At 44.2% G+C, this 12,277-nt stretch carries 10 protein-coding genes; all 10 read left to right on the forward strand.

The window, feature by feature from the left end; all coding sequences use genetic code 11:
* The first annotated feature begins 87 nt into the window (after window positions 1–87).
* On the forward strand, window positions 88–1,209 hold the full coding sequence (gene rlmN / locus SHAL_RS07020) for a dual-specificity RNA methyltransferase RlmN (RefSeq protein WP_012276471.1): 1,122 nt from the start codon (window positions 88–90) through the stop codon (window positions 1,207–1,209).
* 32 nt (window positions 1,210–1,241) lie between these two features.
* The gene (gene pilW / locus SHAL_RS07025) at window positions 1,242–2,030 is read left to right on the forward strand and encodes a type IV pilus biogenesis/stability protein PilW (RefSeq protein WP_041415894.1); all 789 of its coding nucleotides are present in this window, start codon (window positions 1,242–1,244) and stop codon (window positions 2,028–2,030) included.
* A complete protein-coding gene (locus tag SHAL_RS07030; RefSeq protein ID WP_012276473.1) occupies window positions 2,030–3,013 on the forward strand; it encodes a RodZ domain-containing protein in 984 nt (327 codons plus the stop codon). The genes pilW and SHAL_RS07030 overlap by 1 nt, the downstream gene beginning before the upstream one ends.
* 22 nt (window positions 3,014–3,035) lie before the next feature.
* Window positions 3,036–4,151, forward strand: coding sequence for a flavodoxin-dependent (E)-4-hydroxy-3-methylbut-2-enyl-diphosphate synthase (gene ispG, locus SHAL_RS07035; RefSeq protein WP_012276474.1), 1,116 nt, complete (start codon window positions 3,036–3,038; stop codon window positions 4,149–4,151).
* A gap of 137 nt (window positions 4,152–4,288) precedes the next feature.
* On the forward strand, window positions 4,289–5,563 hold the full coding sequence (hisS, locus tag SHAL_RS07040) for a histidine--tRNA ligase (protein WP_012276475.1): 1,275 nt from the start codon (window positions 4,289–4,291) through the stop codon (window positions 5,561–5,563).
* Window positions 5,564–5,577: 14 nt separating this feature from the next.
* The gene (locus SHAL_RS07045) at window positions 5,578–6,198 is read left to right on the forward strand and encodes a YfgM family protein (protein ID WP_012276476.1); all 621 of its coding nucleotides are present in this window, start codon (window positions 5,578–5,580) and stop codon (window positions 6,196–6,198) included.
* An 11-nt stretch (window positions 6,199–6,209) separates the two neighbouring features.
* Complete coding sequence (gene bamB / locus SHAL_RS07050) at window positions 6,210–7,397, forward strand: outer membrane protein assembly factor BamB (RefSeq protein WP_012276477.1); 1,188 nt, start codon at window positions 6,210–6,212, stop codon at window positions 7,395–7,397.
* Between the two features lie 85 nt (window positions 7,398–7,482).
* Entirely contained in the window at window positions 7,483–8,955 is a 1,473-nt protein-coding gene (gene der / locus SHAL_RS07055; RefSeq protein WP_012276478.1) for a ribosome biogenesis GTPase Der, read from the forward strand.
* Window positions 8,956–9,457: 502 nt separating this feature from the next.
* Window positions 9,458–10,039, forward strand: coding sequence for a DUF4136 domain-containing protein (locus tag SHAL_RS07060; RefSeq protein WP_012276479.1), 582 nt, complete (start codon window positions 9,458–9,460; stop codon window positions 10,037–10,039).
* A gap of 682 nt (window positions 10,040–10,721) precedes the next feature.
* Window positions 10,722–12,170 carry a nucleobase:cation symporter-2 family protein gene (locus SHAL_RS07065; RefSeq protein WP_012276480.1) on the forward strand — a complete coding sequence of 483 codons (1,449 nt, stop codon included), beginning with the start codon at window positions 10,722–10,724 and terminating at the stop codon, window positions 12,168–12,170.
* Window positions 12,171–12,277: the final 107 nt, after the last annotated feature.

The raw sequence follows: 12,277 nt of genomic DNA on the forward strand, positions 1-12,277 counted from the left end.
TGGTGATAGCCTGCTGGCTAATATTTGTTAAGATCTGTATAATTCGCCGCCCGCAAGCAGGTTTTAGGTTTTTTGAGGTTAGACAAAATGAGTGAAAAGAAGATCAATTTATTGGATCTTGATCGTAAAGCATTAAGAGTGCTATTTACCGAAATGGGTGAAAAACCGTTTCGTGCTGATCAATTGATGAAATGGATTTATCATTTTGGCGTTAGTGACTTCGAAGAGATGACCAATATTAACAAAGTGTTGCGAGCAAAGCTTGCCGCTAAATGTGAAATTGTCGCACCTGAAATATCAAGCTACCAAAAGTCAGTTGATGGCACGATTAAGTTCGCCATCAATGTAGGTGATGGCCAAGAAGTTGAAACGGTTTACATCCCAGAAGATGACCGTGCAACCTTGTGCGTATCGTCACAAGTCGGTTGTGCGCTTGAATGTACTTTCTGCTCTACAGCGCAGCAAGGCTTTAACCGTAACCTGACTGTTGCTGAAATCGTTGGCCAGATTTGGCGTGTTGCCGACTTTATCGGTTTCGTTAAAGATACTGGCGAGCGTCCGATTACTAACGTCGTTATGATGGGCATGGGCGAGCCACTGCTTAACCTAAAGAACGTTATCCCTGCGATGGATATCATGCTTGATGACTTTGGTTTTAGTCTATCTAAGCGCCGCGTAACGCTATCAACATCAGGCGTTGTTCCTGCATTAGATAAACTCGGTGATGCACTTGATGTCGCATTAGCCGTGAGTATCCACGCGCCTAATGATGAGCTGCGTGATGTATTAGTGCCAGTTAACAAAAAGTATCCTTTAGAAGAGTTCCTTGGGGGGATTCGCCGCTATATTGCTAAGTCGAATGCTAACCGTGGTAGAGTGACGGTTGAATATGTCATGCTCGATCACATTAATGACAGCACCGACCAAGCGCATGAGCTGGCCAAGTTGATGAAAGATACCCCTTGTAAGGTAAACTTGATCCCATTTAATCCTTATCCTGGTTCTCCATACGGGCGTTCATCTAATTCTCGTATCGATAGATTCTCGAAAGTATTGATGGAATATGGTCTTACGGTTATCGTGCGTAAGACCCGCGGCGATGATATCGATGCAGCATGTGGCCAGCTAGCCGGTGATATTCGCGATAGAACCAAGCGTTTAGCGAAAAAACAAATGCAAGAGAGCCAAATTTCAGTCACAATGAACTAACTCTTTGTATCTACAGGTAGATGGGCGCAACAATGAATCAGAGTAAGGTGGTGTTGCCACTGGTATTAATATTGTCATCTATGGTGACAACGGGGTGCGTGACCCAAGATACCTATGCAGGGACCGATATCCCTGTCTCTGAACGAAAAGTCGATAAGGTTTCTGCTGCACGTCAGCGGATACAGCTCGGTTTAACCTATCTACAAAAAGGTAATAGTGAACAAGCCAAAGCGAACCTCGATCGAGCGTTGGCTTTTGCTCCAAATTTGGAAGAAGTTCATATTGCCTTTGCTTATTACTATCAATCCGTAGGTGAACTAGAGAAAACAGAACAAGCATACAGAAAAGCGATAAATGCGAGTGACGCCACGGGTGACTCGTACAATAACTTCGGTGCATTTTTGTGTCAGCAGGGTAAATATGCTGAATCAGAAAAGATGTTTCTCAAAGCGGTTGATCAACCTCTGTATACTCGCTCGGCGTCCACCTATGAAAATTTAGGTATTTGTAGCCGTAAAGCGGGTAAAATTAGCCAAGCGAAAAAATATTTTGCAATGGCGCTGCAGTACGACTCTAGACGACGTACCTCTCTTATTGAACTCACTGAGATCGATTTAGAAGAGGGTGAGTATGTTGATGCTAGAGAACAGTTATCTCGTTACCATAGGGTAGCGGCAGAGTCTGCAACCAGTCTGTCGCTCGGGATTAAAATTGAACAAGGTTTGAATGACGCAGATGCGGTAAGACGATTTGGTATCTTATTACTGGCAAAGTTTCCGCAGTCGATTCAGGCCAAACAATATCGGGCTAGTATGCATTAATGAAAAATGAACAGAATCAAGAGCCCAATGTAGACAACGAAAGCCTAGTGGATGAGCCGACGCTCACACTGGGCGTTTTGCTAAAAACAGCCCGAGAAAGTAAGGGCTTGTCGATAGAGGCTATAGCATCACAATTGCATTTGCGCCCTACTATCATTCAAGAGATTGAGGCTGATAATTTACAAGCAGTGGGTGCTGCGACTTATGTGCGAGGCTATGTGAAAAACTATGCTCGTGCAGTCCAAGCAGACCCGTTCACGGTACAAGAATGCTTAGATAAGCAGCTTGAGAGTGAAGAAAAACCGTCAATGCAGAGTTTTTCGCGTAAGACCACACATCAGGCTCGTGATGGCCGCTTAATGGCTCTCACTTATATTATCGTATTTGTGTTACTTGGCCTGATGGTACTTTGGTGGTTTCAAAAGTCCTCTATGGATTCCGCTGTAGATTATTCACAGCCAACCGCAGAAGAGGTTGCCGCTTCTGCAGAAGTCGGTCTTGCCAACCCTATAGATGCATTATTAGTCGATAACAGCGATTCTGGTGTCGAGCAAATGGCATCCTCGAGTGAAGAGCCAGCTGAAAGTGCAGTTAGCACTGCTCAAGATGCGCCAACTGCGGCCTCTAATGAACAGTCACAAACAACTCAGTCACCAGCAGCAACGCAGGCGACTGAGCCAGCCCAGATAGAACCTAACGCTCAAGCGTCTGCTGAGAGTGAAGATAAGGTCTTGGGTTCGACCCTTACGCTATCCTTAACAGGTGACTGCTGGATAAAAGTGACCGATGGCAATGGTAACGTATTGGTCAGTGACCTTAAAAAATCGGGCAGCGAAATTAATCTCAAAGGGGCTGAGCCGTTTTCGGTGACCTTAGGAGCCCCTCAAGTTGTTAACATCCAACTAAACGGTAAATCCATTAGTTTGGATCAGTATCCTAGCGGTAAGGTGGCAAAAATGACATTGCCACACGCTGGACAATAACAGATCACAGAGCACAAAGACGATGTATAACGAATCTCCAATTATCAGACGCAAATCAAGCCGAATTTATGTCGGTAATGTACCTATTGGTGATGGTGCGCCAATTGCGGTGCAGTCGATGACCAATACTCGCACTACAGATGTTGAAGCAACGGTTGCGCAAATTAAGGCGTTAGAGAAAGTCGGTGCTGACATTGTTCGCGTTTCAGTTCCAACAATGGATGCAGCAGAAGCTTTTAAGTTTATCAAGCAGCAAACCAATATCCCGTTGATCGCCGATATCCATTTTGATTACCGTATCGCACTTAAAGTGGCTGAGTACGGTGTGGATTGCTTGCGTATTAACCCAGGTAACATTGGTAACGAAGAGCGTATACGCAGCGTAGTTGAATGCGCGCGTGATAAAAATATTCCCATTCGTATCGGTGTTAATGGCGGTTCATTAGAGAAAGATCTGATGGACAAATATAAAGAGCCAACGCCAGAAGCTTTGCTTGAATCGGCAATGCGCCATGTGGATATTCTAGACCGTCTAAACTTCGACCAGTTCAAGGTCAGTGTTAAAGCATCAGATGTATTCTTGGCCGTTGAGTCATATCGTTTATTGGCTAAACAAATTATACAACCACTGCATCTTGGTATTACCGAAGCGGGCGGTGCTCGTGCAGGTTCGGTTAAATCAGCTGTGGGTCTAGGTATGTTACTGGCTGATGGTATCGGTGACACTTTGCGGATCTCTCTTGCTGCCGATCCGGTAGAAGAGATCAAAGTTGGCTTCGATATTTTGAAATCTTTACGTATTCGCTCGCGCGGTATTAATTTTATTGCTTGTCCATCGTGCTCGCGCCAAGAATTTGATGTGATTTCAACAGTGAATGAGCTTGAGCAACGTCTTGAAGATATCGTGACGCCAATGGACGTATCGATTATAGGTTGCGTGGTGAATGGCCCTGGTGAAGCACTGGTGTCAGATATCGGTTTGACCGGTGGTAACCGCATGAGTGGTTATTACGACGATGGCGTGCGCCAAAAAGAGCGTTTTGACAACAATAATATTGTTGATTCGTTAGAAGCGAAAATTCGCGCGAAAGCGGCGATAGTTGCAAGTCGTATTCCGGCGCAAGATTTAAATAAGTAAGTACAATATCATCACAAGCCGCCTCTGCGTGCTTGTGATTTTTTATGGGTGAATGCACCTGTTGTACGTTTAGTCTCGAAACGCCTATAATGTGAGGCGTTTTTTAATTTTATATAGCAAATTTGACGAGTCGAATAGTGGCAAAACAGATCCAAGCGATTCGCGGAATGAATGACATTCTGCCTACTCAAAGTCCTTTATGGCAAAAACTTGAAACCGTATTACGTGAGACTGTGGGTTCATACGGTTACAGCGAAATTCGTACTCCTATCGTTGAAAGTACAGATCTCTTTAAGCGCTCTATCGGTGAAGTGACTGATATCGTTGAAAAAGAGATGTATACCTTTGAAGATAGAAACGGTGACAGCTTAACGCTGCGTCCAGAAGGCACTGCCTCAACTGTTCGCGCGGGTAATGAGCACGGTTTATTATACAACCAAGAGCAGCGTCTTTGGTATATGGGCCCAATGTTCCGCCACGAACGCCCTCAAAAAGGTCGTTACCGTCAATTCCACCAGTTTGGTGTTGAAGTCTATGGCATCCCAACGGCTGATATCGATGCAGAAGTCTTAATGCTATCTGCCAAGCTATGGGAAAAACTCGGTATTACCGAGCATGTGACCTTAGAGCTAAATACCTTAGGTGATGTTGAAGAACGCGCCGCTTACCGTGATGCCTTAATTGCTTTCTTAGAGCAACACAAAGAGGTGTTAGACGAAGATAGTCAGCGTCGTATGTACAGCAACCCATTACGTGTACTCGATTCTAAAAATGCCGATGTACAGGCGCTTTTGGCCGATGCCCCAGTGTTAATGGACTACTTTGGTGAAGACACGCGCTCACATTTCTCACATTTATGTGAACTCTTAGAGGCTGTCGGTATCCAATACACAATCAATCCTCGCCTAGTGCGCGGTTTAGATTATTATAATCGCACGGTTTTTGAGTGGGTCACATCAAGCTTAGGTTCACAAGGCACAGTTTTAGCCGGTGGACGTTACGACGGGCTTGTGGGTCAGCTTGGCGGTAAGCCAACTCCAGCTGTAGGTTTTGCAATGGGCCTTGAGCGCATCGTATTACTGCTAGAAACACTTGAACTAGACAAGGACATTGGTCCAAGCGTCGACGTCTACGTGACAGCAATGGGTGACAATTGCCGCGTTGAAGCGATTAAGATCGCTCAAGAGCTAAGAGCAAGCTTGCCAACTGCTAAAGTGATGAGCCATTGTGGTGGCGGTAACTTTAAGAAGCAGATGAAGCGTGCCGATAAGAGTGGTGCCACTGTTGCGCTAGTGATTGGCGAAGATGAACTTGCCAATAACCAAGTCGCAGTGAAGCATCTTCGCGAAGATAAAGCACAAGAATTAGTTGCCCGTGATGCGTTGGCGACTTATATTGCAGAACTGATTTAAAAGGGGAAGACTAAGTGGAAATCTATAGCACAGAAGAGCAACAAGTAGATGCTATCAAACAGTTCTGGAAAGATTACGGCACATCAGTTGTTGTTGGCGCCGTTGTCGGTTTAGGTGGATTATTCGGTTGGAACTATTATTCTGACTATCAAGTGGCTCAAGCTGAAGCCGCTTCTGAGTCATTCCAAGCGTTGAGCAACCAAAATAGCTCAGATGCAGCTATGTTAGGCGCTGCAGAAAACTTCGCTAAAGAGCACGGTCAAAAAGGTTATCAGTCACTACTTGAGCTATTAGTAGCAAAATCAGCAGTGGAAGCCGGCGATTTAGATAAAGCAGAGACTACGCTAAAGACCGTGATTGCAACCAATGTTGATAACAGCATTGTGCTTATTGCAACGATGCGTTTAGCACGTGTGCAAGCTGAGAAAGGTCAATACGCGACAGCAATTACCACGCTTGATCAAATTACCGATCCAGCATCAGTAGCTCAAAGAGATGAGCTAAAAGGTGATTTCTTAGTACGCCAAGGTGAAACAGAAAAGGCAAAGGTTGCCTATCAAACTGCGGTAGACAATGGTGGCACTATGACGAGTCCAGCATTACAAATGAAGCTTGATAATCTGAACAAGGCATAAGGAATCTGCCCATGAAGTCTTGGTGCAAAACACTGCTCGCATGTGGCATGAGCATAGGCATGTTATCGGCCTGTTCATCTAGTGATGTGGAAGAAGAGCCGATCACACCACTTAGCGAGATTGAAGCTAGCGTGTTCCCTGAAGTTAGCTGGAGTGCGAATGTGGGTGATGGGGTAGGCGATTATTATTCTCGTCTGCGTCCAGAAGCTCGTTATGACAAACTGTTCGTTGCGGACCGTTACGGTAAGGTCGAAGCATTCGATGAAGTAACGGGTGAACGTGTTTGGCAAAATGACTTTAGCTCTGCATTTAGAGATAATGCTCTAGCCAAAAACAAAGGCGCACGTTTGGCAGGCGGTGTTACCGCTGCACGTAACAAGGTATTTGTGGGTGGAGAAAGCGGCCTGTTAGCAGCATTTGATGAAGCGACAGGTGAAGCCGTTTGGCATGTTATTGCCGGTGGTGAGCTGTTATCGGCACCTACGGTTGGTGAAGACGTCGTTGTGGTCAACACTGGTGCGGGTACCTTAGAAGCGTTTGACGTGGAAGATGGTACTCTGCAGTGGGTTTATGAGAATCAACTCCCCACCCTGACCCTACGTGGTACAGGTTCAGCTTCATATGAAGCCGGTGGATTCTTTGTTGGCACTGCTGATGGTAAAATTGCCGTAGTGATTAAAAACAATGGTCAAGCTGCTTGGGAGCAAGCTATCTACACGCCATCGGGAGGCAATGAGTTCTCGCGTATGGCCGATGTTGATATGAAGCCGTTGTTAGTAGGCGAAAATCTATACGCTGTTAGTTATAATGGTAATCTAGTTTCAATGGAAATGCGTACAGGCCGTATCGTTTGGTCACGTAGTTATTCAAGCTTCCATGAACTGGCTTATTCGGGCGCAAGCCTATTTGTGGTCGACGATCACAGCCGCATTTATTCTGTTGATAGACGAAATGGTCTAGAGTTATGGAATAATGCAGAACTTGCTAACCGTAATTTAACCGCGCCAGTCGTGTTTAAAGATTACGTGGTAGTGGGTGATTTTGAGGGGTATCTTCACTTCTTAAATAAGTCTGACGGTCAAATTGTTGGACGTGTAGAAGTCGATAGCTCTGGTTTATACAGTCAGCCATTGGTCGTTAATGACAACCTATATGTGCAGACTCGTGGTGGACAAGTGGTTCGAGTAACACTTCCGTAAGCCAAGTCGTTAGAGATGATAAGGCCCCTGGATGTGTATCTGGGGGCTTTTTAGTTATTAGAAATAGAGTAATAGAGGCAATTAAATGATTCCTGTTGTGGCCCTTGTAGGGCGACCAAACGTTGGTAAGTCGACCCTTTTTAACCGACTTACCCGTACTAGAGATGCGCTTGTCGCTGACTTTCCTGGGCTAACTCGGGATCGTAAATACGGCCGAGCACATCTTGCAGGTTATGAGTTTATCGTAGTTGATACTGGCGGTATCGACGGCACCGAAGAAGGGATTGAAACTCGCATGGCCGAGCAATCTCTAGCGGCAATTGAAGAAGCGGATGTTGTGCTGTTTCTTACCGATGCCCGTGCTGGTCTAACTGCTGCCGATCTTGCGATTGCTCAACATTTACGTAGCCGTGAAAAAACCACCTTTGTTGTTGCTAACAAGGTTGATGGTATCGATGCGGATTCAGCTTGTGCCGAATTTTGGTCATTAGGTCTAGGTGAAGTTTACCAAATGGCTGCGGCTCAGGGCCGCGGCGTGACCAACATGATCGAGTATTCTTTAGCGCCATACGCAGAAGCGATGGGTATCGTTAAGCAAGAAGACGGTGATGATGACGAAGAAGAGCGTGAGTTCACCGAAGAAGAAGCGGAAGCTGAGCAGAAACGTCTGCAAGACTTGCCAATTAAGCTTGCTATCATTGGTAAGCCAAACGTAGGTAAGTCAACGTTAACTAACCGTATCTTAGGTGAAGAGCGCGTTGTAGTTTATGACGAGCCTGGCACGACTCGCGACAGTATTTACATTCCTATGGAACGTCAAGGCCGTGAGTACGTATTGATTGACACCGCAGGTGTTCGTCGTCGTAGCAAGGTGCATGAAACCGTTGAGAAATTCTCGGTGATTAAGACCCTTAAAGCGGTTGAAGACAGTAACGTGGTATTGCTGGTTATCGATGCCCGTGAAGGTATTGCTGAGCAAGACTTAGGTCTATTAGGTTTCGTGCTAAACGCGGGCCGCGCATTGGTTATTGCCGTTAACAAGTGGGACGGTATTGATCAGAATGTTAAAGACAGAGTGAAGACTGAACTTGATCGCCGTTTAGGCTTTATCGATTTCGCCCGTATTCACTTTATCTCTGCACTGCACGGTACTGGTGTGGGTCACTTGTTTGAGTCAATCGAAGAAGCGTATGACAGTGCGACGCGCCGTGTAAGTACATCAATGCTGACTCGTATCATGCAGATGTCTCAAGACGATCACCAGCCACCGTTGGTTAACGGTCGCCGTGTTAAGCTTAAATACGCTCACGCTGGTGGTTACAACCCTCCAATCGTGGTTGTACACGGTAACCAGGTTAAGAAGCTTCCAGACTCTTACAAGCGTTATATGATGAACTACTTCCGTCGTTCATTGAAGGTGATTGGTACGCCAATCCAGTTACGCTTCCAAGAAGGTGGCAACCCGTTTGAGGGCTTGAACACCAAGAAGCTTACTGTGAGCCAAGAGCGACGTCGTAAGCGTATGGTTGGCCATATTCGCGATAAGAATAAGGATTAACTCTTTTGCTGATTAGCAAATAGTTAAAGTAATTTACAAAAGGAACCTCAGGGTTCCTTTTTTGTTTATATATTGAGTTGATTTTAATTTGTTATTTTTATACCAATTGCATTAAGTATCTGTTCATTCTGTGGGAAGCGCTCAAGTATTCCACTTCTGCTTTGCATCGACTCACAAGGGAATAACCATTCTGTCGTCCATGCGCCTTGAATTGAAAAGCTTGAGTGCTTCTGAATTGATTAAATATTTAATGCAATTAGTATTATTGGCTTGCTCGCAATTCAGTTACGGACAGTCTTTTTTATCTTAGAGTATTATTTAAACGGTCAGAGGCTTGGTTAAATAACTTGACGTTAAATTAACGTAATCAAAACACTTGGTTAAATGTATTTACAGGCGATAAGAAAATCGCGTATTAACAGAGATATATTGACTTGTAGTGTTGCGGATGTTGGTGGCATTAACTAAAGTGTGGGTGTTCTATCAATTTTACGGAGTGAGTATGAAAGTCGTCCAATTATTGTTAATAGTATTGTCCCTTGGTTCGCTTAGCGCGTGCAGTTCTATGAGAGCGGATTCGGATTATGATCCAAGTTTTAATTTCAGCGATATTAAAACCTTTGCTTGGGTTGAGAGAAAAACCGATGACAACAGCTATCAGTTAGATGGGTTGATGGACCAACGTGTGCGTACAGCGGTAGATAATCAACTTTCACTAAAAGGCATTAAGCTTACTAATGCTGCGACTGCTGATGTATTAGTCAATTATTTAACCAAGGTTGATAAGCAAATTGATGTAGATACCTTTAATACTAATTATGGTTACAACCCATATGGGTATGGTTACAACCCATATGGCTATGGTTATAATTGGGGTATGAGTCCTGCAATGAATACGCAAACGATTGTTCGCGAATATAATGTGGGCACATTAATCTTAGATATGGTCGATAGAGCATCGGGTAAATTAATTTGGCGTGGTACCGTCGCTGATACTATTCAAAATGAAAATACGCCAGATGAACGTGTTGAGGCTGTTAATCAAGCCGTTGCAGCCATGTTGAAGAGCTTCCCTCCTAAGTAGCGGTAACAGGCATTATGAGCTGGCTGAGTATGTAGCTTAACTTTTTGTATATAAGGGGTTGTAAAACCTTTGCTGCAACTATTAGGATGAATAATAAGAAGCCCTAAATTATGGGCTTCTTCATTTTAGTTTATTTCAACTTGAAAATTACGATTGAACAGATGGTATTGTCGTAACCAACTCCATAATTACTCTATAGGGTTAAGTTTTGGTGAGTATGTTATTTTTATCATGAGTGGCAATGAATGTATCCGCCTTACCTAAAGGGCTTTGACCTCCCTCTGAATGACCACATATCTAATATGATTGCCTTCTACTATCATTGGAACTAGTTACAAACTCAAACTCAGAGTTAGGCACACAGTTGAAAATTAAAATACAATAAACACATTAAAAATGTGATCAAACTGAATTATAAGCAACCAAGTTCTTGATCTTTATCAATGCAATTGACTTAATTGCTGCACACAATGTAATCAAATATTAATGGTTTCTAAAGGGAAACCAACCAGTTTCCGGCGGGTGGATGAATTGATTGGGCCACTATCGCAACTGTCACATAGAGGAGGAAAGCCCTGTTTATTTAGTGCTAATACTAAATCAGCATCACATTACTTGTTTTTCCTACCTTAATTTTTATATGTGACTCTGCCTAGAGTCAGCCAGATATTTAAGGTCAATTATGGACAATACCCAATCTACCAGTATCGAGTTAGCCTACGGCCTTGATAGCAAACCGCCCTTCTTATCATCACTATTTGCCGCTATGCAGCATTTGCTCGCCATGATTGTTGGTGTGGCGACACCGCCAATTCTAATTGGTAGTGCACTCAATCTAAGTCCTGAGAATGTCACCTACTTAGTGAGTATGTCACTATTTATGTCAGGCATTGGTACCTTTGTGCAGGTAAAGCGTCTTGGTGGGTTTATTGGCTCAGGTCTACTGACAGTTCAGGCCACAAGCTTTGCCTATCCTGCAACAATTATCTCAATCGGCACCTCATTTTTGGCTGCGGGTATGAGCCAAGATCAGATGTTGAGCACCATCTTTGGGGTGCTATTTGCAGGCTCATTTGTCACTATATTTGCCAGCCGCTTATTGCCAATGCTACGTAAAGTCATATCGCCGACAGTCTCTGGCATCACAGTGATGTTGATAGGCATATCTTTAGTTGAAGTCGGGATGACAGACTTTGCTGGCGGCTATGCCAGTAAACTTGACGGCTCATTCGGCTCTATAGAAAATCTGATGCTAGGCTTTATAGTACTTGTCAGTATTTTACTTTTCTTCCGTAGCCGCAGTCAGTATGTCAGGATGAGCGCCATCATCTTGGGTATGGCCCTTGGCTATTTAGTCGCGCTCTATATGGGAAAAACCGATTTTAGCGCTTTTTCCAATGTACCTCTGTATAACATACCAGCCCCCTTCAAGTTCGGTCTGTTTCAAATAGATTGGCAAGCTTTCTTTCTTATTGGTTTTGTCTATCTAGTCGTGATTATTGAAGCCGTTGGTGCGTTAACTGCGACTTGTATGCTTTGTAACAGACCCCTAATGGGCAAAGAATACAATCAAAGGATCTCCGGAGGGGTACTTGCAGATGGCGTGGTCTCCGCTATCGCATCGGTTTTTAACGCATTTCCTCTGACTGCATTTAGCCAGAACAATGGCGTGATTCAGATGACTGGCGTGGCCAGTCGTAAGGTTGGACTATTTGTTGCAACGCTGCTGATTATCTTCGGCCTATTTCCGGTGATTTCTATCATTTTTACCTCATTGCCTAAGCCTATTTTAGGCGGGGCGACATTAATCCTATTTGGTACAGTGGCCGCTGCAGGAATAGGAATTATCACCCAAGTTAAACTTGATCGCCGTGAAAGTATGATTATTTCGGTCTCTATTGGGGTCGCATTAGGCGCAGCGTTTGTACCTGATGCAATTTCTCTGCTTCCGCCTATGCTGCAAAAAATGCTTGGAACACCAGCGATTGCTGGAGGTTTGACTGCGCTAATGGTTAACCTACTTCTGCCGCGTCCAGTTCCTGAGACAATACGTAAAGCCGAATCTGTGCGTAAGGTGAAAGCAAAATTTGATGCTTCATCCCAAGATAAAAAAAAATCAGCTACAGAGTAGTTAAGTTCTTGTGTAGCGCCGATTAACTGTGACACCCATAATCGTTGGCTGGATTTTTAATTCTAGTAAATGAAATAATTATGGGTGGCCTTCATGGTTATCCATGT

This window comes from Shewanella halifaxensis HAW-EB4 (assembly GCF_000019185.1).
Classification (GTDB): domain Bacteria; phylum Pseudomonadota; class Gammaproteobacteria; order Enterobacterales; family Shewanellaceae; genus Shewanella; species Shewanella halifaxensis.